We start from the raw sequence: 22,189 nt of genomic DNA, 5'->3' as shown, positions 1-22,189 counted from the left end.
GATGATCCGGCTCCGCGCGCGGGAGATGACACGCGCGCGGATCGAAAATGGTCTATGACAGTTTCATGACGGCCCGTCCGGGCCAGACCATTTTCCAACCGGTAGCCTTTCCCCATGATGCGATGGTTTCGCGCTTTCCTGCCCAAGGAAGAACGGTTCTTCGACCTGTTCGACCGCCACGCCCAGACCGTGATCCAGGGCGCGGTCGCACTCCAGGGCATGCTGAACGGGGGTGAGGAGACGCCGGTCTATTGCCAGCGCGTCAACCAGTTCGAGAACGATGCCGACAACATCACCCGCGAGGTGCTGACGGCGGTGCGCCGCACCTTCATCACCCCGTTCGACCGCGGCGACATCAAGAACCTGATCACCTCGCTCGACGACGCCATCGACCAGATGCAGCAGACCGCCAAGGCGGTGATGCTGTTCGAGGTCCGCGCCTTCGAGCCGCCGATGCGCGAGATCGGCGGGCTGCTGATCGAATGCGCCAATCTGGTCGGCCGTGCGCTGCCCCTGATGCAGGAGATCGGCAAGAACGTCGCCATGCTGACGGCGATCACGGAAGAGCTTGGCAAGCTCGAGGGCCGCGTCGACGATCTCCACGACATCGGGCTGAAGGAGCTGTTCCTCAAGCATCGCGACGGCAGCGCGATGGACTTCATCGTCGGCGTCGAGATCTACGACCACCTCGAGAAGGTCGCCGACCGCTTCGACGACGTGGCGAACGAGATCAACAGCATCGTCATCGAGCAAGTTTAGGGCAGGGCCGCGCCGTGGATGCTGCGTTGGGTCTTCCCGTCCTGGTCGGCTTGATCGCCGTCGCGCTGCTGTTCGACTTCCTGAACGGCCTGCACGACGCCGCCAATTCGATCGCGACCATCGTCTCGACCCGCGTGCTGCGGCCGCAATTCGCGGTGTTCTGGGCCGCGTTCTTCAATTTCATCGCCTTCATGGTGTTCGGCCTGCACGTCGCCCAGACCATCGGCACGGGCATCATCGATCCCGCCGTCGTCGATGCGCAAGTGATCTTCGCGGCGCTCGTCGGTGCGATCGTCTGGAACCTCGTGACCTGGGCGCTCGGCATTCCCTCGTCGTCCTCACATGCGCTGATCGGCGGCCTCGTCGGCGGCGGCATGGCCAAGGCGGGCATTTCGGCGGCGGTGTGGAGCGGCCTGTCGAAGGCGGTGCTGGCGATCGTGCTCTCGCCGCTGGTGGGCTTCCTGCTGGCGATGATGCTGGTGGCCATCGTGTCGTGGCTGTCGGTGCGCTCGACGCCCTTTGCCGTGGATCGCGCCTTCCGCATCCTGCAATTCGCCTCCGCCTCGCTCTATTCGCTCGGCCATGGCGGCAACGACGCGCAGAAGACCATGGGCATCATCGCCGTGCTGCTCTATTCGCAGGGCCATCTCGGCGGCGAATTCTCGGTGCCGTTCTGGGTGGTGCTGTCGTGCCAGGCGGCCATGGCGCTGGGCACGCTGATGGGCGGCTGGCGCATCGTCCGCACCATGGGCCTGCGCATCACCAAGCTGACGCCGATGCAGGGGTTCTGCGCCGAGACCGGGGGCGCGGCGACCCTGTTCATGGCCACCTTCCTCGGGGTTCCCGTCTCGACCACCCACACCATCACCGGCGCCATCGTCGGCGTCGGCGCCGCCCGCCGCGTCTCGGCGGTGCGCTGGAACGTGGCGAGCTCGATCGTCTATGCCTGGGTGATCACGATCCCGGCCTCGGCGATCGTGGCGGCGCTGACCTGGTGGGCGGTCCAGATTTTCGTCAGGTGACGAATTTCAGCCCGGCGATGCCGGCGACGATCAGTCCGATGCTGGCGAGGCGGAACGCGGTGGCCGGCTCGCCGAACAGGAAGATGCCGAGCGTGGCGGTGCCGACCGCCCCGATCCCGGTCCAGACCGCATAGGCGGTCCCGACCGGCAGCGATTTGAGCGCGATCCCGAGCAGGATGACGCTGCCGGCCATGGCCGCCAGCGTGATCACCGAGGGAACAAGCCGGCTAAAACCCTCGGTGTATTTCAGGCCGATCGCCCAGGTGATCTCGAGAAGACCGGCGACGAACAGGATGCTCCAGGCCATGACGACCCTCCATTCAAGGCAGGGTCGTCCCCGCGGGCAGATATGCTGGTGGATAGGAGGGCCGTCCCTCCCGTTGGGCGATATGGGGCTGGCCGAGGGGCTCCGCAATCACCAAATGAGGCTTGATCAGGCCCATTTTCCCTGCCAAACGCTCCCGCCATGTCCGACATCGCCACCACCGCAGCCGAATCGCCGGCCCGTTCCCCGCTTGCCACCGAAGTGGCGCGGCGGCGGACCTTTGCGATCATCTCCCACCCCGACGCCGGCAAGACCACGCTGACCGAGAAGCTGCTGCTGTTCGGCGGCGCCATCAACCTCGCCGGCCAGGTCAAGGCCAAGGGCGAGCGGCGCAACACGCGTTCGGACTGGATGAAGATCGAGCGCGAGCGCGGCATCTCGGTCGTGACCTCGGTCATGACCTTCGAGTTCGAGGGCCTGGTCTTCAACCTCCTGGACACGCCGGGCCACGAGGACTTCTCGGAAGACACCTACCGCACGCTGACGGCGGTCGATTCCGCCGTGATGGTGATCGACGCCGCCAAGGGCATCGAGGCGCGCACCCGCAAGCTGTTCGAGGTGTGTCGTCTTCGCGACATCCCGATCATCACCTTCATCAACAAGATGGACCGCGAGAGCCGCGACGTGTTCGAGCTGCTCGACGAGATCGAGAAGACGCTGGCGCTCGACACCACGCCGATGACCTGGCCGGTCGGGCGCGGCCGCGACTTCCTCGGCACCTATGACGTCATCAACGGCGGCGTCCGCCTGCTCGAAGGCGGCGGCGCCAAGACCGGCGCTGCGCAGCAGATCGAGATCGCGGAGCTCGCCAAGCTGAACGCCAATCTCGATGCATCTGCCGTGAAGGACGAGCTCGAGCTCGTCACCGCAGCGTCAAAGCCGTTCGAGCTCGGCGCGTTCCGCGAGGGACACCTGACGCCGGTCTATTTCGGCAGCGCGCTGCGCAATTTCGGCGTCGGCGATTTGCTCGAAGGCCTCGGTAAGTTCGCGCCCGAACCGCGCGCGCAGGACAGCGACCAGCGCAAGGTCGAGGCCATCGATCCGCGCATGAGCGCCTTCGTGTTCAAGATCCAGGCCAATATGGATCCGAACCATCGCGATCGCATCGCGTTTGCGCGCCTCTGCTCCGGCAAGCTCAGCCGCGGCATGAAGGCCAAGCTCGTGCGCACCGGCAAGAGCATGCCGCTGTCGAGCCCGCAATTCTTCTTCGCGCAGGACCGCTCGGTCGCGGACGAAGCCTTCGCCGGCGACGTCGTCGGCATTCCCAACCACGGCACGCTGCGCATCGGCGACACGCTGACCGAGGGCGAGGATTTCACCTTCGTCGGTGTGCCGAGCTTTGCGCCGGAAATCGTCCGCCGCGTGCGTCTCACCGACGCGATGAAGGCGAAGAAGCTGAAGGAAGCGCTGCAGCAGATGTCGGAAGAAGGCGTCGTGCAGGTATTCCGGCCGCGCGACGGCGCCCCGGCGCTGGTCGGCGTGGTCGGTGCGCTGCAGCTCGACGTGCTGAAGGCGCGCCTCGACGCCGAATATTCGCTGCCGGTCGAGTTCGAGGTCAGCGAATTCCAACTGGCGCGCTGGGTCTCGTCGGAGGATCGCAAGAAGCTCGACACCTTCCTTGCCGCGAACACGTCGAGCATCGCCGACGACGTCGACGGCGATCCCGTGTATCTGGCGCGAAACGAGTTCTATCTCGGCTACACCAGGGAACGTGCCGAGGGCATCGAGTTCACCAACGTCAAGGACGTCAAGAAGAAGGGGTAGGCGGGGCGTTCTCCGCGCGTCGCCGCCCTCAGCCGTCATGCCCCGCCTAGTGCGCAATTGCGCACGGGGGCGGGGCATCCAGTACGCCGCAGCCCATCGATTCAATCGCAACCGTCACGGAATACTGGGTCGCCCGGTCAAGCCGGACGACGACAGCGGGGCTGAACGCAAGCATGTGAACGATCGCAGGCTTGATCTTGTTCGAGGCCGTGCCACGTTCCCTGAAGTGACCTTGCGAGCTCGCATCATGTGGCGCGGCCTTCTCGTTTTCATCCTGCTGGCGGTATCAACCATCGCTGCCGATGCGCAGCGCCGGCAGATCAACCCGATTCCATTTTCGCACGAGCCGTGCAGCGTGCTCGACGGCCGGCCCTGCACGCCGTCCTATTGCAGCCCGCTCGAGCCCGGTCCCTGCATTCCCGAGATGGACTACCCGTACGGCCAGAATCTCCAGCTCACCATCGAGAGCGTTCCGTCCGAGGCCGATCGCGCCAAATATCAGAGGCCGGATCACGACCTCGACACGATCGGCGACCTCTTCGCCGAGCTGCGCAGCTGCTGGTCGCCGCCGTCTGACAACGCGCGGGCGGGCATGCAGATGTCGGTGCGCTTCAGCTTCAACAAGGCGGGCGGCCTGATCGGCCCGCCGCGCCTGACCTACGCAACCTCAGGCGTGCCGGCAGACATCCGGACCACCTATCTCAATGCGATTAATTCGTCGCTGAAAGCCTGCCTGCCGCTGAAATTTACTGGCGGTCTCGGCGGCGCATTGGCCGGGCGGCCGATCGCGATCCGCTATGTCGACAACAGGGATTTGGGCAAGTAGCTGCGCGGGCTCCTCTGTCCCCTCATGGTGAGGAGCGCGCTTTTGCGCGCGTCTCGAACCATGCAGGCCCGCGTCTTGCGGACCGGCCCTGATCCTTCGAGACGCGCGTGAAGAACGCGCTCCTCAGGATGAGGGGATGGAGTTGCGACCCGCGGCCAATCGATGATACCTCAGAGGCAGGGGCTGCTTTGCGGGGAGGATGTCGTGGGTCTGCTGGTCATGATCCTGGGGCTGGTGCTGTTCTTTGCGGCCCATGTTTTCACGACGAAACGGAAGGCGCGCGCGGATGCGATCGCGCGGCTGGGCGAGGGGACCTACAAGCTCCTCTACTCCGCGGTCTCGCTGGCCGGGCTGGCGCTGATCATCTGGGGCTTTGTTCATTATCGCAGCTCCGGCTGGATCGATGTCTGGTATCCGCCCAAGGCGCTCAAGCACATCACGCTCGCCTTGATGCTGCCCGCCGTCATCCTGGTGGTGGCGTCCTATCTGCGTGGCCGCATCTATGCGACGCTGAAGCACCCGATGCTGGCCGGCATCAAGCTGTGGGCGGCGGCGCATCTGCTCGCCAACGGCGATCTCGGCTCCATCATCCTGTTCGGCTCGTTCCTGGGCTGGGCGGTGTATGATCGCATCTCGCTGAAGCATCGCACCGACGGCGGCGGACCACCGATCCCCGTGGGCGGCGTCACCAACGATTTGATCGCGGTCGCGGTGGGAATCGTCGCTTATCTGGCGCTGGCCTTTGCGTTCCATCCCGTCGTGATCGGGGTTCCCGTCGTGGGAGTCTAGCCGATCGGCGCAAGACGGCTCAGCATGTCCGTGCGCGGAAAGTAACAAGAGCAAGAAGCCGAGGCATTCCGATGGACTGGTCGCAATCTCAGATCCCGCCGATGCGCCTCGAGGCCCGCTTCGGCGATCGGGTGGTCCCGGCGTTCTCCGACCGGCCGGCGAACCTATGGGCGATGATCGCGGACGCCTGTGCCCGCAACCCCGAGGGCGAAGCGCTGATCGCAGGCCATGCCCGGCTGAGCTGGCGGCAGGCGGTGGAGCAGGCCGCGCGGATCGCAGCGGGCTTTCGCAAGCTCGGCCTGCAGCGCGGCGATCGCGTCGCGATCCTGCTCGGCAACCGCATCGAATTTCCGCTGCTGCTGTTCGCTGCCGCGCATGAAGGCCTCGTCACGGTGCTGCTGAGCACGCGCCAGCAGAAGCCCGAGATCGCCTATGTCCTCGCCGATTGCGGTGCGAAGATCCTGATCCATGAAGCGGCGCTCGCGGAGCGGCTGCCCGAGACGCCGGACGTTCCCGACCTCGTTCACCGCATCGCCGTCGACGACGATCCACTTAGCTCGCGCTTCGCCGTGCTCGCAGATCACGCACCGGCTTCGGCGCCGGTCGAGACGAGCGAGGAGGACACCGCGATGATCCTCTATACGTCCGGCACGACGGGCAAGCCGAAGGGCGCGATGCTGGCCCATTGCAACATCGTGCATTCCTCGATGGTGTTCGTGTCCTGCCTGCAATTGACGGAGGCCGACCGTTCGATCGCGGCCGTGCCGCTCGGCCATGTCACCGGCGTCGTCGCCAACATCACCACTATGATCCGCTGTGCCGGCGCGCTGATCATCATGCCGGAGTTCAAGGCCGCCGAGTATCTCAAGCTCGCCGCGCGCGAGCGCGTCACCTACACGGTGATGGTGCCGGCGATGTACAATCTGTGCCTGCTGCAGCCCGATTTCGACAGCTACGACCTGTCGAGCTGGCGCATCGGCGGCTTCGGCGGCGCGCCGATGCCGGTCGCCACCATCGAGAAGCTCAAGGCGACGATCCCCGGCCTGAAGCTTGCGAACTGCTACGGCGCGACCGAGACGACGTCGCCCTCGACGATCATGCCGGGCGAGCTGACCGCGAGCCATATCGACAGCGTCGGCCTGCCGTGTCCCGGCGCGCGCATCATGGCGGTGGGAGCGGACGGGCAGGAGCTTGCCCCCGGCGAGATCGGCGAGCTCTGGATCCAGAGCGCCTCCGTCATCAAGGGCTATTGGAATAACCCGAAGGCCACCGCCGAGAGCTTCACGGGCGGTTTCTGGCACTCCGGCGATCTCGGCTCGGTGGACGCGCAAGGCTTCGTCCGCGTGTTCGACCGGCAGAAGGACATGATCAATCGCGGCGGCCTGAAGATCTATTCGGCCGAGGTCGAATCCGTGCTCGCGGGCCATCCCGCCGTGATCGAGAGCGCGATCATCGCCAGGGCCTGCCCGGTGCTGGGCGAGCGCGTCCACGCCGTGGTGGTGACGCGCGCACCCGTTGCCGACACCGATCTGCGGGCGTGGTGCGCCGAGCGGCTGTCCGACTACAAGGTGCCCGAGACCATGGCGATCACATCGGAGCCGCTGCCTCGCAACGCCAACGGCAAGGTGCTGAAGCGGCAGTTGCGGGAGCTGCTGGGAACCTGAGCCGGGCAGGCGGCCCCCGGGCTTCTGCCGGGTCGTTAACGCCTTGATCGGGCTCGCTTTGCCTTGCCAGCGCCATATCGTTAGGGTACCTCGCCGCCACACGGGGGACGGGATTCCTGACGCGGACGCCTTGGCGCGCGCACCCGGACGGGCATGGGATTAGCATAAGTGTCTGAATTATTTGACGAAGTCGACGAGGAAGTACGTCGCGAACAGTTCAAGAAACTGTGGGACAAGTATTCGATCTACTTCATCGCCCTGATGGTGCTGATCGTGGCCGCCGTCGGCGGCTGGCGCGGCTACCAGTATTTCGAGGCCAAGAAGGCCGCCGAGGCCGGCGCCGCCTTCGAGAAGGCCGTCGAGCTGTCCGAGCAGGGCAAGCACGCGGAGGCCGAGACGGCCTTCACCGACCTCGCCGCCAAGGCTCCCTCCGGCTATCGCACGCTGGCGCGGCTGCGCGCTGCGGCCGAGGCCGCCAGCCGCGACCCCAAGGCGGCTGCCAAGCTGTATGACGACTTGGCCGCCGACCGCAGCGTGGGTGGCGAGTGGCAGGATCTGGCCCGGATCCGCGCCGCCGGCCTCCTGGTCGACAGCGCGTCCTATGCCGACATGCTGCAGCGGCTGGAAGCCTCCGCCGCTCCCAAATCGACGTTCCGCCATACCGCCCGCGAGCTGCTGGCGCTGTCGGCCTGGCGCAACAACGACACGACCGCGGCCCGCAAATGGCTCGACGCGATCGCCGAGGACGGCGAGACGCCGCCCGGCCTGCGCTCGCGCGCCGAGGCGCTCGCCGCTTTGCTGCCGCCCGTTGCGAAAAGCTGACCAAGAGCTGGACCTTCGGGCTCTCTGACCTGACGAGACACGATATGCGCCGTACGCCACGCTTGATCGCAGCCGCCGTCCTGATCGCCTTCACGGGCGTGCTGGGCGGCTGCTCGAGCTTCGATCCAAGCGACATGCTCGACTTCCTCGATACCAAGAAGAAGCTGCCCGGCGACCGCAAGCCGGTCTTCCCCGAGGGCGTGCCGGGCCTGGAGCAGGGTGTCCCGAGGGAGATGTACAAGGGCGCGCAGCAGCCGGATCCGAATACGCCTGCCGTCGCGGCGCTGCCCGCCGAGCCGCCGCCCGAGCCGGCACACCCGGCCAAGGGTGCCAAGGCGAAGAAGACCAAGCAGCCGGCCGCTGCGGCAGCACCGGCTGAAGCCCCCGCCGGCGAGGTTGATGGCGAGGCTCAGCCCGAGGCCGCGCCGCCCACGGCGGCTCCCGCGCCCAAGCAGAAGATCGTACGCAGGCGTACCACCGCGCCGCCGCCGGACCAGCCGGTCCAGCAGGCGCAACCGACCCAGACCACGCAGCAGCAATCGCAGGGCGCTTTCCCGGCGCCGCTCCCGAGCGGCGGCTTCTCGCGCTGATTTTTCCACTACATTGACAGGCGCAGCCTTCGCAGCGCACGAATGACCGATGTCCTTCACGATCGCCATCATCGGCCGGCCCAATGTCGGCAAATCGACGCTGTTCAACCGACTGGTTGGGCAAAAGCTCGCGCTCGTCGATGACCTGCCGGGTGTCACCCGCGACCGCCGCGAGGGTGAGGCCAGGCTCGGCGATCTCGAATTCACAATCATCGATACCGCCGGCCTCGACGAGGGCCCCAGGGGCTCCCTGACCGCGCGCATGCAGGAGCAAACGGAGGCCGCGATCGCGCAGGCCGACGCGCTGTTCTTCGTGATTGATGCGCGCGCGGGCCTGACGCCAAACGACCGCGCCTTCGCCGATTTCGCCCGCAAGGCCAACAAGCCGGTGCTGCTGGTCGCGAACAAGAGCGAAGGCAAGCATGGCGACATCGGCGCGATGGAATCCTTTGCGCTCGGCCTCGGCGATCCCATCCAGATTTCGGCCGAGCACGGCGAGGGCATGGGCGAGCTCTACGATGCGCTCGCCCCCTTGATGCCGGAGCCCGTCGAGGACGACGAGGACGAGGACGACGCGCCGCTGACCGAGGAAGAGGCCGCGACGCGCCCGATCCGGGTCGCCATCGTCGGCCGGCCCAATGCCGGCAAGTCGACGCTGATCAACCATCTGCTCGGCGAGGAGCGCTTGCTGACCAGCCCGGAGGCCGGCACCACGCGCGATTCCATCGCGGTCGAGATCAACTGGAAGGGCCGCGATTTCCGCGTGTTCGATACCGCGGGCCTGCGCCGGCGCTCGCGCATCGAGGAGAAGCTGGAAAAGCTCTCGGTCGCCGACGCGCTGCGCGCGGTGCGCTTTGCCGAAGTCGTCGTGCTGATGATGGACACGCAGAACCGCTTCGAGGAGCAGGACCTGCGCATCGCCGACCTGATCGAGCGCGAGGGCCGGGCGATCGTGCTTGCCGCCAACAAATGGGACCTGATGGAGACCAAGGGCGGCGGCGCGATCTCGAACCTGCGCCGCGACGCCGATCACTGGCTGCCGCAGGTCAAGGGCGTGCCGATCGTCGCCGTGTCGGGCCTGATGGGCGAGGGCATTGACCGCCTGATGCAGGCGATCCAGGACGCCTACGCGGTCTGGAACAGGCGCGTGCCGACCTCCGCGCTCAATCGCTGGTTCGAGCAGGCGATCCAGGCCAATCCGCCGCCGGCGGTGTCCGGCCGCAGGCTGAAGCTGAACTACATCACGCAGAACAAGGCGCGTCCGCCGAGTTTTGTTCTCTTCTGCTCGCGGGCGGATGCGGTGCCGCAGTCTTACTTGCGCTATCTGACCAATTCGATGCGCGAGACTTTCGACCTGCCGGGCACGCCGGTGCGCATCACCTTGCGCGAGAAGGCCAATCCCTTCGCGCACAAGCGCAAGCGCCCGTCATGAGCGACGGCGCCGGCGAGGCGGTGGCGCAGGGCGCTGCGCCGGTCCGGCGCGGCGCGGTGGCCTTCATCTTCGTCACGATCCTGCTCGACATGGTCGCGCTCGGCGTCATCATGCCGGTCCTGCCGAAGCTGATCGAGGGCTTCGTCGACAACGACACCGCGCACGCGGCCCGTATCTTCGGCCTGTTCGGCACCGCCTGGGCGCTGATGCAGTTCGTGTTCTCGCCGGTGCTGGGTGCGCTCTCCGATCGCTTCGGACGGCGGCCGGTGGTGCTGCTGTCGAATTTCGGGCTCGCCGCCGACTACGTGCTGATGGCGCTGGCGCCCTCGCTTGTCTGGCTGTTCATCGGCCGCGTCATCTCCGGCATCACCTCGGCCAGCATCTCGACCGCCTTTGCCTATATCGCGGACATCACGCCGCCGGAGCGGCGTGCGGCGATCTTCGGCAGGATCGGCGCAGCCTTCGGCGCCGGATTCATCCTGGGTCCGGCGCTCGGCGGCCTTTTGGGGGACATCGATCCGCGCCTGCCGTTCTGGGCAGCGGCGGCGTTGAGCTTCGCCAATGCGCTCTATGGATTGCTGGTGCTGCCGGAATCGCTGGCGCAGGAGAGGCGTGCGCCGTTCCGCTGGGCCAGCGCCCATCCAATCGGCGCACTGCGTCTGCTCCGCAGCAACGCGGTGCTGGCCGGGCTCTCGATCGTCAACTTCATCGCGCAGGTCGCGCATGTCGTGCTGCCCTCGACCTTCGTGCTCTATGCCACCTATCGCTACGGCTGGGATTCCAAGACGGTCGGACTGACGCTCGCGATGGTCGGCATCTGCGCCATGGTGGTGCAGGGGCTCGCCATCGGCCCGATCGTGCGCGTGCTCGGCGAACGAAAGGCCCTGATGCTCGGCCTGTGCTGTGGCGCGATCGGCTTTGTAATCTTCGGGGCCGCGCCGACCGGGCCGCTGTTCTGGATCGGCATTCCCGTGATGTCGCTGTGGGGCATCTCGGGCGCCGCCATGCAGTCGCTGATGACGCGGCTGGTCGCGCCCGATCAGCAGGGCCAATTGCAGGGCGCAACCGCGAGCGTGCAGAGCGTGTCGCAGCTCGTCGGCCCGTTCCTGTTCACGCTGACGTTTTCATATTTCATCAGCGCCGGCGCGCCGCTGCATCTGCCCGGCGCACCGTTCCTGCTCGCGGCGGTGCTGATGGTGATATGCGTGGCGATTGCGCTGCGCGCGCTCGCGGCCACAAGGACGGCCTCGTAGGGTGGGCAAAGGCGCGTTAGCGCCGAGCCCACGATCGGTCGATGACACGAAGAAATGGGGGCACGCTTCGCTTTGCCCACCCGACGACACCTGTTTCCCGAGCCCAGAACGCAAATGCCCGGGCCAAGCCCGGGCATCACGCTCTTGAGGCCGTGTGAAGCCGCTACGCGCTTACTTCTTCACCAGCGGGCAATCGCTGTCCTTGAGCGGTTTGGCCGCGTCTTCCGCCGAGATCGTGGCGATCTTCTTGTAATAGTCCCACGGGCCCTTCGATTCCTCGGGCTTCTTCACCTCGAACAGATAGGCCGGGATGATGCGGCGGCCGTCCTCGCGCAGCGGGCCCTTGCCGAACAGCGGGTCGTCGGTCGGGATTTCCTTCATCTTGGCGACGACCTTTGCGCCGTCATGGGGATTGCCGCCGAGGGCCTCGAGCGCCTTCAGATAATGCAGCACGCCGGCATAGTTGCCCGCCTGCGTCATCGACGGCATCGCCTTGTTGGCCATCTTTTCCTGGAAACGCTTGGACCAGGCGCGGGTGCTGTCGTTCAGGTCCCAGTAAAAGGACTCGGTGAAGGTCAGGCCATGCGCCGTCTTCAGGCCGAGCGAGTGAACGTCGTTGATGAAGAGCAGGAGGGCTGCAAGCTTCTGGCCGCCCTCGACGATGCCGAATTCGGCCGCCTGCTTGATCGAGTTGGTGGTGTCGCCGCCAGCGTTGGCGAGACCGACGATCTTGGCCTTGGAGTTCTGGGCCTGCAGCAGGAACGACGAGAAGTCCGAGGTGTTGAGCGGATGCTTGACGCCGCCGAGCACCTTGCCGCCGCTCGCGGTGACGACCGCGCTGGTGTCACGCTCGAGCGCCGCGCCGAAGGCGTAGTCGGCGGTCAGGAAGAACCAGGTGTCGCCGCCGGCCTTGGTCAGCGCCTTGCCGGTGCCGTTGGCGAGCATGTAGGTGTCGTAGGTGTAGGAGATGGTGTTGGCGTTGCAGGCCTTGCCGGTAAGGTCGGCGCTGGCCCCGCCATTATTGAGCAGGACGACGTTCTTTTCCTTGGCGACGTTGCTGACCGCCAGGGCGACGCCGGAGTTCGGCGTGTCGGTGATCATGTCCACCTTCTGGGTGTCGATCCACTGCCGGGCGATGTTGACGCCGACGTCGGGCTTGTTCTGGTGATCGCCGCTGACGACCTCGATCTTCCAGCCCTTGGCAGCCAGACCGGAATCTTCCACGGCCATCTTGACCGCCAGCACGGAGCCGGGCCCACCGATATCGGCGTAGAGGCTGGACATGTCGTTGAGCACGCCGATCGTGACGGTCTTGTCCTGGGCGTAGGCGGATGTGGCAAAACCGAAAGCGGCACAGGCCAGAAGGGCCGCGGAGCGGCGCGCGAACGTCGTCGTCATAAAAGGTTTCCTCCATTGTCAAATATGCGGACAGCTCTCTTGCGGAGCCTTGTTCCGGTGATGGCTCTACCGTGTCCCACGGCCGTCGGCAATGCACCTAAAGCCGGATGACGCTGCGTCGTAGCGTCATCCGTCGGTTAACTTTTGGGCAAAATGCGTTGAGACGCTATTTGAGCGCGTCCGACGTCAGCTTGAATTTCTGGATGCGCTTTCCGGTATCGACCTCGGCGGTATAGACGTTACCCTTGGCGTCGATCGCCATGGCGTGCACCCAGTGGAACTGCCCGGCGTTGCGGCCGTTGTGCCCGAAGCTGCCGACCACGCTGCCGTCGTCGCGCTTGATGACCCTGATCTCGTTGTTCTCGCCGTCGGCGCTGAGCAGGTACGTCTGCTTCGGATCGGGCCAGATCGCGATGTCCCACACCGCACCGTTGCCGAGCGTGTTCTTCTCGAAGAAGAACTCCTTCACGAAGCTGCCGTCCTTCTTGAACACCTGGATGCGGTTGTTGATGCGGTCGCAGACATAGACGAGACCGTCATTGGCGAGCTTCACGCAGTGGACCGGGTTGCCGAATTGCTGCGACACCGGCGCCTTGGGATCGTAGGGACCTTGCTTGTCGTCGTTGGGCTTGTTGCCATAGGCGCCCCAGTGCCGCTTGTAGGCGAGCGTCGTCGCATCGAACACGATGACGCGGCGGTTGCCATAGCCGTCGGCGACGTAGATTTCGTTCGCCGCCTTGTCGAGTGCGGTCTCCGCGGGCTTGCCGAGCTGCGTCGTGTCGTTGCTGCCGAGGCTCGGCGCGATCTTGCCGATCTGGGCGACGAACTTGCCGTCGAGCGTGAACTTCAGGATCGCGTTGTCGTTGTCGGCATTGCCGCCGACCCAGACGAAGCCGCGCTCGTCGACCTCGATGCCGTGCTCGCGGCCGACCCATTCATAGCCTTCGCCGGGACCACCCCATGAGCGCAGCAAATTGCCGTCGCTGTCGAATTCGAGCACGGGCGGGGCCGACACGCAGCATTTCGAGCGCGGCGGGGTGAGGCTCGCACCCTTCTCGTCGTCGGTGAGCGAACGGGGGCGATGGATCACCCAGATATGGCCCTGCCAGTCGACGGTGATGCCGCCGACCTGGCCGAGGATCCAGTTGTTCGGCAGTTGCTTTGGCCAGGAGGAATCGACTGCGAAAGTCGGGACGTCGCCGGCGCTCGCTGCGCCCGGAAGCGCGAATGCGGTGGCCGCGATCAGGATGGAGAAGACGTGAGAGACGTTTGCGAGTGCACGCGAAAACCCTGCGCGATCAGGCCATGGCGCCATGGCAACCTCCCATTTTGTTGGCTTGCGGCTTGCTGCCGCTTGAGCAGCGGCAGTCAATCGCGGGGAGGCACCCGAGTCAATCAGGCAAGGCAATCAGACAAGGCAGTTACGCTGGCGAGCGGAAGCTCATCAGGCTGCGGGTCTTGTAGTCGTAGAACTTGCCGGTCTCGGTCCAGTCGGGCGCGCAGAGCGGCACGATGAACTCGGCGACCTGCTCGGGCGTGTCGAGCGTCGCTGGATCCTCGCCCGGCATCAGCGTCGCGCGCATGCGGGTGCGGATCGGGCCCGGGTTGAACAGATTGACGCGCAACGGCGTGTTCGCGGTCTCCTGCGCCCAGGCGCGCGCCAGCGTTTCCAGCGCGGCCTTGGACGCAGCGTAGGGGCTGACATAGGCGGTCGCCTTGTTGGCGGCGCCCGAGGTGACGAACACGGCGCGGCCCGCGTCGGACTGCTTCAACAGCGGCTCCATGCAGCGGATCAGCTGGAAGTTCGCGGAGACGTTCACGGCCATCACGTCGTTGAAGGCCTTCAGCTCGATATGACCGATCGGCGAGGAGGGGCCGAGCACGCCGGCATTGCCCACGAGGATGTCGAGCTTGCCGTAACGTTCGTGCAGGCCGGCGCCCAGCCGCGCGATGCCGTCGGAATCGGTGAGGTTGAGCGGCACCAGGGTAGCGCTGCCGCCGACTTTGCGGATCTCGTCGTCGAGCTCCTCGAGCCCGCCCTGCGTGCGCGCGGTCGCAACGATATGTGCGCCGGCCTTCGCCAGCGCGATGGCGGTGGCGTAGCCGATGCCGCGCGAGGCGCCGGTGACGAGAGCGATGCGGGAGGTGAGGGGTTTTGTCATCGTCGAATACTTCCGTCATGCCCGGGCTTGCCCCGGGCATCCACGTTCTTTGTGGCGGGTATTACAGACGTGGATGGCCGGGACAAGCCCGGCCATGACGAAAAAGGCAGCCTCTGACTGGGACGGGCCGGCGGGGACGATCCCTCGTCAGCTCGCCTCCGCCAGCAGCGACAGCTGCCGCGGCTGCTGCTCGGTCTGGGTCTGGTCGGTGAGGTGGGTCGGATAGGCCCCGGTGAAGCAGTGGTCCGAGAACTTGGGATTGGCGGGGTCGCGGCCGGGCTCGCCCATGGCGCGGTACATGCCGTCGATCGACAGGAAGGCGAGCGAGTCGGCGCCGATGATCTCGCGCATCTCTTCCAGCGAATGTGTCGCGGCCAGCAGGCCGCCGCGATCCGGCAGGTCGATGCCGTAATAATCGGGATAGAGGATCGGGGGCGAGGCGAGGCGGAAGTGGACTTCCTTGGCGCCGGCATCGCGCATCATGCGCACGATCTTCTTCGAGGTGGTGCCGCGCACCAGCGAGTCGTCGATCAGGATGATGCGCTTGCCTTCGATCGCGGCGCGGTTGGCCGAGTGCTTCATGCGCACGCCGGATTCGCGGATCGCCTGCGTCGGCTGGATGAAGGTGCGGCCGACATAATGGTTGCGGATGATGCCGAGCTCGAACGGCACGCCGGAATACTGGCTGTAGCCGACCGCGGCGGGCACGCCGGAATCCGGCACCGGCACCACCACGTCGATCGGCACGTGGCTCTCGCGCGCGAGCTGCGCGCCGAAGGCCTTGCGCACCTCGTAGACCGAGCGGCCATGGACGATGGAATCCGGCCGGGAGAAGTAGATGTATTCGAAGATGCAGGGGCGCGGCGCCATCGGCGGGAACGGCTTGTGGATGTCCTGGCCGTTCTCGTCGAACACGATGACTTCGCCGGGCTCGATGTCGCGCACGAAGCGCGCGCCGATGATGTCGAGCGCGCAGGTCTCCGAGGTCAGGATCGGGCAGCCGTCGAGCTCGCCGAGCACGAGCGGGCGGATGCCGCGCGGATCGCGCGCGCCGACCAGCTTCTTGTTGGTCAGCGAGACCAGCGCATAGGCGCCCTCGATCTCGCGCAGCGCGTCGATATAGCGCTCGATGAAACGGGCGCGCTTGGAGCGCGCGACCAGGTGCAGGATCACCTCGGTGTCGGTGGTCGACTGCATCATCGCGCCGTGCTTCACGAGCTCGCGGCGCAGCGTCAGGCCATTGGTGAGGTTGCCGTTATGGGCGACCGCGAGGCCGCCGGCATTGAGCTCGGCAAACAGCGGCTGCACGTTGCGCAGGATGGTGGCGCCGGTGGTGGAGTAGCGGACATGGCCTACGGCCATGTTGCCGGGCAGGCGGTCGATCACCTCGCGGCGGGAGAAGGTGTCGCCGACGAGACCGAGGCGGCGTTCCGAGTGAAAGCGGCTGCCGTCGTAGGAGACGATGCCGGCGGCCTCCTGGCCGCGATGCTGAAGGGCGTGGAGACCGAGTGCGGTGATGGCGGCAGCATCGGGGTGACCGTAGATGCCGAACACGCCGCATTCCTCGCGTAGCGTGTCCCCTTCCAGGTCGTCCTGAAGCTCTAGCGCGGACGGGCCCGAACCGGCCCTGGCGTCGAGATCAAGTTCAGCGTCCTGGTCAGGGTTTCGCATCTCGTTCGCGCCTCTCTTTAGGGCTCAAGTCCTTTAGAGCCCAAGTCAACGTGCCGCGGGTTTCTCGATCAGTTTCTTCAAACTGTCACGAGCCGGTTTACTGTATCCGTCGCCACTGCCCGAAGGCTGCTGCTCGGAATCAGCTTGGTCATCATCTGGTTTGTTTTTCTTGAATCTCTTCAAGATGGTGTTCTCGGGGTCGTCAGGCAAGAGGGCCATCAGCCAATCCCCGGTTCCCTGGAGCACCACGCGGGACTTGGCCCCCGTGACCCAGTCCGGGCGCTGCTTGTCCGGCACCAGCCAGGTGAAGAACAGGAAGGCGACCACGACGATCAAAAGCCCGCGAGCGAGGCCGAACAGGAAGCCGAGGGTGCGGTCCAGCGCGCCGATCCGCGAATCCAGGATCATGTCGGAGATCCGGACCGTGATCACGGAGACCACGACGAGGGTGCCGACGAACACGCCGGCGACCACGACCACGCTCGCCACGGTGTCGTTGTTGAAATAGGTCTTTGCGGTCGGCAGCAGCTTCGAGAACGAGTACAGCGTCACGATCGCGGCGGCGCCCCAGGCCGCGATCGACAGGATCTCGCGCATGAAGCCGCGAACCATCGCGAGCAGGCCCGAGATCAGCATCACACCGAGCAGGATCAGGTCGAGGAGTGTTACTGGCATCGGCTGGTCTGGTCCGCTCGTACTTCAAAGGTGCTCAGCGAATCGGTGTTTGGCCGCCGCCCTAAAAGAGGGGCAGACGGCGTTCCCGGCAAGGCCGCAACCACGCAATCCCATGCTGCTTTTGTGACGGCTGTATAGCGGTAGGGGCCGGAAACGTCACCTCCAGCTAACCCTCTCCACGGCGGAATCTTGCCGGTGTGGCATTTTTCTCCGCCGGCGCGCTGGATTCGCCGCGGCGGGAGCCCTTGGCGGCGATTTCGGCCACCAATGTCGTCAGGCTGTTGACCGCGTTCAGGGACAGCCCGGCGTCACCGCCGGCATCGCCCCGGGCCGATTCGGGCAGCACGGCGCGCTTGAAGCCGAGCTTGACCGCTTCCTTGAGCCGGGCCGGGGTCTGCGCCACCGGGCGGATCACGCCGGACAGCGAAATCTCGCCGAAATAGACCGCATCGGTGGGTAACTGTGCATTAACCAGGGACGACACCAGCGCGGCCGCGGCGGCCATGTCGGCGGCCGGCTCGTGGATGCGCAGGCCGCCGGCGACGTTCAGATAGACGTCGTGGCCGGACAGCTTGACCCCGCAATGGGCCTCCAGCACCGCCAGCACCATCGAGAGCCGGCTCTGATCCCAGCCCACCACGGCGCGGCGCGGGGTGCCGAGCGAGGTCGGGGCCACCAGAGCCTGCAATTCGACCAGGACGGGCCGCGTGCCCTCGATGCCCGCAAAGACTGCGGTGCCGGGCGTGCCGAGGTCGCGCTCGGACAGGAACAGCTCGGACGGATTGGTGACTTCGCGCAGGCCCAGGCCCGTCATCTCGAACACGCCGATCTCGTCGGTCGGGCCGAAGCGGTTCTTCACCGCGCGCAGGATGCGGAATTGCTGCGAGCCTTCACCCTCGAACGACAGCACGGCGTCGACCATGTGCTCGACCACGCGGGGACCGGCGATCTGGCCGTCCTTGGTGACATGACCGACCAGGATGATCGCCGCGCCGGTCTTCTTGGCAAAACGAATGAGCGCCTGCGCCGAGGCGCGCACCTGCGTCACCGTGCCGGGCGCGGATTCCACCGTGTCGGTCCACATGGTCTGAATCGAGTCGATCACCATCAGGCGCGGCACCGCGCCCTCCGACAGCGTCGAGACGATGTCCTCGACCGAGGTCTCGGCGGCAAGCTGCACCGGCGCATCCGACAGGCCGAGCCGCTCGGCGCGCAGCCGCACCTGCGCAACCGCCTCTTCGCCGGAGATGTAGACGATGCGGTGGCCGGCGCGTGCCATCATGCTGGTGGCCTGCGTCAGCAGCGTCGACTTGCCGATGCCGGGATCGCCGCCGACCAGCAGCACCGAGCCGCGCACGAAGCCGCCGCCGGTGACGCGGTCGAGCTCGGTCATGCCCGACGACAGCCGTGGCGCATCCGGGCTCTTTCCGGCGAGGCTCTCCAGCGCGAAGGTCCGCCCCTTGCGCTTGGAGCGGATCGAGACCGGCACGCTGCCGCTGGTGTCTTCTTCGGCGAGCGTGTTCCACTCGCCGCAGGACTCGCACTTGCCCTGCCAGCGGTTATAGGCCGCGCCGCAGTTCTGGCAGACGAAGGAAAGCGTGTTCTTGGCCATGGGGACGGTTGAGTCGGGGGTTTCAGGGCTTCGCTGATAGCATGGAATGGCGCGCCCCGAGGCCCCTCGGCCCGGCGCCGCCCCCAATTCATCGCAGCCGATACACCCTTTGTTAGCTCTAGGTCGCAGTGCCCCGCCGGACTTTGCCAAATGTTAGCGGACACGGGTCCAGTTTCGGAACCGATACGGGATGGCGCGATTAATGACGATATTTTTGCGGATTTGGCTCGCCGCGGGCATGGCTTGCGCCGTCCTGGCGCCGCCCGGCCATATCGTCGCGGCCGACGCCAAAGCCCTCAACATCGTCTTCGTCAGCCCCGGCAAGACCGGCGAGGTCTACTGGGACATGGTCGCGCAGACCATGCAGGCCGCCGGCCGCAAGCTCGATGCGCATGTCGAGGTGCTGACCAGCGAGCGCAACTACCGCATCATGCAGGAGCTCGGGTACGGCGTGGTGGCACGCGCCGACAAGCCCGACTTCCTCATCCTCTCGAACGAGGAATCCGCCGCCGTTCCGATCCTGGAGGCGGCCGAGGCCGCCGGGGTGAAGACGCTGCTGCTGTCGAACACGCTGATCGGCGAGGACGCGAAGCGTCTCGGGCCGCCGCGCGCGAAGCTCGCGACCTGGCTCGGCGACATCACGACCGATCTTCAGACCGCGGGCGCGCGGATGGCGAACGCCCTGATCGCCACGGCGCGCGCCGAGAAATGGCAGAGCCCGGACGGCAAGATCCACATTCTCGGCATCGGCGGCGACGAGATCACGCCGGCTTCGATCGCGCGCAATGCCGGCCTCAAGCTTGCGGTCGACGCCGCGCCCGACGTCGTGGTGGACCGGATGCTGTACGCCAACTGGACGCAGTCCGAGGCCGAGCAGGTCACCGCGAATTATCTGAGCTGGGCTGCCCGCAAGGAGATCCGCCCCGCAGGTGTCTGGGCCGGAAACGATCCGATGGCGCTCGGTGCGCTGCGCGCGATCACCGCGGCCGGCCTCGTGCCGGGCCGCAACATCGAGGTGGTCGGGCTGAACTGGTCGGAAGATGCGCTGCGCGAGATCAAGGCCGGCCGCCTGCTGCTGAGCGATGGCGGGCACTTCCTGCTAGGCGGCTGGTCCATCGTCCTGCTTCGCGACTACGCCGACGGCTGCGATTTCGCCGATGCCTCGCCCCGCGTCGAGGCCAGGACGTCCGCGATCACGCGCGACAACCTCGCGTCGGTGGGCGACCTCATCAAGACGCGCCGCTTCGACCGGATCGACTTCACGCGGTTCAGGGCCAAAGCGGGGCGCTGCGGCCGCTATGATTTCTCCCTCGATGCGCTCATCTCGTCGCTGGCTCGTGCTGACGGTGCCGGCGAATGATGCGTGAGGGTGAGCCAATGACACCCGATCGCGACGCGCAGGCTGCGCCTCGGCGCTTGCGCTCGGTCGTCCGCGCGATGATCTGGGCCACGGTGCCGGTGCTGCTGCTGGTGCAATTGCTCGCCTCCGCCGGCGTCGAGGCCACGAGCTTCTGGTCGCAGATCCGCCAGCTCGATGCCCGCATTGCCCGCACCGCCGAGAGCCGCGCCGAGCTGATCGCAGAGCCGCTCTGGAAGATGCGTTACGACCAGGTCACGGGCGTGCTCAACGAGATCATGCACGACGAGACCATCGCGGCGGCGGCCGTCTATGACGACACGGGCGCGGCGATCGCCCGCGTGGTGGCGCGCCCCTCGGATCAGGTCGCGGAAATCTCGCGTCCGATCCGGTACAGCAACGGCAACATCGCCGTGCAGGCCGGACGCATCGCCATCGCCTATTCCTATGCGCCCGTCTATGCCGACACCGGCGGCCGGCTGATGCTGCTTCTCGTCGTCGGCGTGCTGGCAACGCTCGCCACCGTGGTGGCGCTGCGCATCTCGGCCAACATCTTCATCGGCAAGCCGCTCGCGGCGATCATGTCGGCGATCCAGCGCAGCAAGCAGGACGGCCGCGCCTATCCGGCCGAGATCAGCTCGCCCAACGAATTCGGCCAGCTCGCGCAGGCCTTCAACGCCATGCAGCACACGACCTCGGGCGCGCTCGACCGGCTCGGGCACATGGCCTCGCACGATCCGCTCACGGGCCTGCCCAACCGGCGCTCGCTGTCGGAGCGCCTCGTGACCCTGAGCGGCGATGCCGGCTCGCCGGACTCCCTGATCGCCTTCTGCTTCATCGACCTCGACGACTTCAAGGGCATCAACGACACCTTCGGCCACGACGCCGGCGACCGCTTCCTGGTCCACATTTCCGAACGCCTGCGCGAAGCGGTCGAGCCGCAGGACTGGGTCGCGCGGCTCGGCGGCGACGAGTTCGTCGTGATCCGTCCCGAGGTCAGCAACGCGGCCGCCGCGCAGGCTTTCGCGCGCGAGCTGCTGGATGCGATTTCCGAGCCGATCCGGCTGCACGACAAGCAGGTCGCGCCGCGGGCCAGCATCGGCCTTGCCGTGCGCCGCGCCGGCGATCCCGAATTGTCGCATCTGCCGGCGCTGGCCGACATCGCGCTCTACCATGCCAAGAGCAAGGCGCCCGGTACGGTCGCGGTGCTGGACGAAGCGCTGCAGCGCGACTACCGCCGCCGCAGGGATCTCGAGCTGGCCATTCCCGCAGGCTTCGCCGAGGGGCAGTTCGAGGTCTGGTATCAGGGCCAGATCGACCTCGAGAGTCAGGGCGTCGTCGGCCTCGAGGCGCTGATCCGTTGGCGTCACCCCGAACATGGCGTGATCGGTCCCGGCGAATTCCTGCCGCTGGTCGAGCGCAGCGGCAACAATGCACGGCTGACGCGCTATGTGCTGACCGACGCCTGCCGCGCGCTGCAGCATCTGGCGGCCGCCGGCAGGCCGGACATCAGGATTGCGATCAACCTGCCGCCGTCCGAGCTCGCCGATCATTCGCTTGCGGCCGAGCTGCGCGCGACCTGCGCGCGCTTCGACGTCGCGGCCTCGTCACTGGAGCTCGAGATCACCGAGGGCTCGCTGATCAACAACATCGCCAGCGCTTCCGAGACGCTGCAGCGCCTGCGCCGGCTCGGCGCCACCATCGCGCTCGACGATTTCGGCACGGGCTACTCTTCGCTGGCGCATCTCAGGCGGTTTCCGCTCGACAGGGTCAAGATCGACAAGGCCTTCATCAGCGAGATCCCCGATAGCGCGGAAGACAAGGCGATCGTCGGCGTCATCGCATCGCTCGCCGGCACGCTGGGCCTGACGCTGGTCGCCGAAGGCATCGAGCGGGCCGAGCAGGCCGCGGCCATGCGCGAGATGGGCGTGACGCTGGGGCAGGGCTATCTCTACCATCGGCCGCAGCCGCTTAGGGACGTGCTGCAATGGCTCGAAGGGCAGGCTGTGCCCGAGAGCCGCGTCGTTGCGGAAAGTCCGTCGATCGCGCCCGAATTCGCCGCCTGAGC

Annotated in this window: 19 protein-coding genes; 12 read left to right on the top strand and 7 right to left on the bottom strand. The window is 66.5% G+C overall.

What is annotated here, in order from left to right; translation table 11 throughout:
- Positions 1–114: 114 nt before the first annotated feature.
- Positions 115–759: a DUF47 domain-containing protein gene (locus A7X65_RS09575; protein WP_063684163.1), complete on the top strand. Its 645-nt coding sequence runs from the start codon at positions 115–117 to the stop codon at positions 757–759.
- Between the two features lie 14 nt (positions 760–773).
- Entirely contained in the window at positions 774–1,781 is a 1,008-nt protein-coding gene (locus tag A7X65_RS09570) for an inorganic phosphate transporter (RefSeq protein ID WP_063684162.1), read from the top strand.
- On the opposite strand, the gene sugE is transcribed toward A7X65_RS09570, so the two are convergent.
- Entirely contained in the window at positions 1,774–2,088 is a 315-nt protein-coding gene (gene sugE / locus A7X65_RS09565; protein WP_063684161.1) for a quaternary ammonium compound efflux SMR transporter SugE, read from the bottom strand. The two genes, A7X65_RS09570 and sugE, sit on opposite strands and share 8 nt — an antisense overlap.
- A 159-nt stretch (positions 2,089–2,247) precedes the next feature.
- Between sugE and A7X65_RS09560 the strand changes: the two genes are divergently transcribed.
- The 8 genes from A7X65_RS09560 (at position 2,248) to A7X65_RS09525 (ending at position 11,246) form a co-directional block, all read left to right on the top strand.
- Positions 2,248–3,870, top strand: coding sequence for a peptide chain release factor 3 (locus tag A7X65_RS09560; RefSeq protein ID WP_063684160.1), 1,623 nt, complete (start codon positions 2,248–2,250; stop codon positions 3,868–3,870).
- Between the two features lie 247 nt (positions 3,871–4,117).
- Positions 4,118–4,696 (top strand): hypothetical protein, encoded by a 579-nt coding sequence (locus A7X65_RS09555; RefSeq protein WP_063684159.1) that lies wholly within the window; start codon positions 4,118–4,120, stop codon positions 4,694–4,696.
- Between the two features lie 204 nt (positions 4,697–4,900).
- Entirely contained in the window at positions 4,901–5,485 is a 585-nt protein-coding gene (locus A7X65_RS09550) for an NnrU family protein (protein ID WP_063684157.1), read from the top strand.
- Between the two features lie 71 nt (positions 5,486–5,556).
- Positions 5,557–7,149, top strand: a complete 1,593-nt coding sequence (locus A7X65_RS09545; protein ID WP_063684155.1) for a class I adenylate-forming enzyme family protein — start codon at positions 5,557–5,559, stop codon at positions 7,147–7,149.
- A 168-nt stretch (positions 7,150–7,317) separates the two neighbouring features.
- Positions 7,318–7,971, top strand: a complete 654-nt coding sequence (locus A7X65_RS09540) for a tetratricopeptide repeat protein (RefSeq protein WP_063684153.1) — start codon at positions 7,318–7,320, stop codon at positions 7,969–7,971.
- A gap of 44 nt (positions 7,972–8,015) precedes the next feature.
- Positions 8,016–8,561, top strand: a complete 546-nt coding sequence (locus A7X65_RS09535) for a hypothetical protein (RefSeq protein ID WP_063684151.1) — start codon at positions 8,016–8,018, stop codon at positions 8,559–8,561.
- A gap of 49 nt (positions 8,562–8,610) precedes the next feature.
- On the top strand, positions 8,611–9,993 hold the full coding sequence (gene der / locus A7X65_RS09530; protein WP_063684149.1) for a ribosome biogenesis GTPase Der: 1,383 nt from the start codon (positions 8,611–8,613) through the stop codon (positions 9,991–9,993).
- Positions 9,990–11,246 carry a TCR/Tet family MFS transporter gene (locus A7X65_RS09525; protein WP_063684147.1) on the top strand — a complete coding sequence of 419 codons (1,257 nt, stop codon included), beginning with the start codon at positions 9,990–9,992 and terminating at the stop codon, positions 11,244–11,246. The genes der and A7X65_RS09525 overlap by 4 nt, the downstream gene beginning before the upstream one ends.
- Positions 11,247–11,417: 171 nt before the next feature.
- On the opposite strand, the gene A7X65_RS09520 is transcribed toward A7X65_RS09525, so the two are convergent.
- The 6 genes from A7X65_RS09520 to radA form a co-directional block, all read right to left on the bottom strand.
- Positions 11,418–12,644: an ABC transporter substrate-binding protein gene (locus A7X65_RS09520; RefSeq protein ID WP_063684145.1), complete on the bottom strand. Its 1,227-nt coding sequence runs from the start codon at positions 12,642–12,644 to the stop codon at positions 11,418–11,420.
- Between the two features lie 166 nt (positions 12,645–12,810).
- Positions 12,811–13,959, bottom strand: coding sequence for an NHL repeat-containing protein (locus A7X65_RS09515; protein WP_063684143.1), 1,149 nt, complete (start codon positions 13,957–13,959; stop codon positions 12,811–12,813).
- Positions 13,960–14,065: 106 nt separating this feature from the next.
- Complete coding sequence (locus A7X65_RS09510) at positions 14,066–14,806, bottom strand: SDR family NAD(P)-dependent oxidoreductase (protein WP_063684141.1); 741 nt, start codon at positions 14,804–14,806, stop codon at positions 14,066–14,068.
- A gap of 147 nt (positions 14,807–14,953) precedes the next feature.
- The gene (purF, locus tag A7X65_RS09505; RefSeq protein WP_063684139.1) at positions 14,954–16,477 is read right to left on the bottom strand and encodes an amidophosphoribosyltransferase; all 1,524 of its coding nucleotides are present in this window, start codon (positions 16,475–16,477) and stop codon (positions 14,954–14,956) included.
- 45 nt (positions 16,478–16,522) lie between these two features.
- Positions 16,523–17,152, bottom strand: coding sequence for a CvpA family protein (locus tag A7X65_RS09500; protein WP_011086837.1), 630 nt, complete (start codon positions 17,150–17,152; stop codon positions 16,523–16,525).
- 166 nt (positions 17,153–17,318) lie between these two features.
- The gene (gene radA, locus A7X65_RS09495; protein ID WP_063684137.1) at positions 17,319–18,764 is read right to left on the bottom strand and encodes a DNA repair protein RadA; all 1,446 of its coding nucleotides are present in this window, start codon (positions 18,762–18,764) and stop codon (positions 17,319–17,321) included.
- Between the two features lie 202 nt (positions 18,765–18,966).
- Between radA and A7X65_RS09490 the strand changes: the two genes are divergently transcribed.
- Positions 18,967–20,124: an ABC transporter substrate-binding protein gene (locus A7X65_RS09490; protein ID WP_245323361.1), complete on the top strand. Its 1,158-nt coding sequence runs from the start codon at positions 18,967–18,969 to the stop codon at positions 20,122–20,124.
- Positions 20,124–22,187, top strand: a complete 2,064-nt coding sequence (locus tag A7X65_RS09485) for a putative bifunctional diguanylate cyclase/phosphodiesterase (protein WP_063684134.1) — start codon at positions 20,124–20,126, stop codon at positions 22,185–22,187. Before A7X65_RS09490 ends, A7X65_RS09485 begins: the two co-directional genes overlap by 1 nt.
- Positions 22,188–22,189: the final 2 nt, after the last annotated feature.

The organism is Bradyrhizobium stylosanthis (genome assembly GCF_001641335.1).
In the GTDB taxonomy this organism is placed as follows: Bacteria; Pseudomonadota; Alphaproteobacteria; order Rhizobiales; family Xanthobacteraceae; genus Bradyrhizobium; species Bradyrhizobium stylosanthis.
This window is presented reverse-complemented; position numbering and strand designations above follow the sequence as displayed.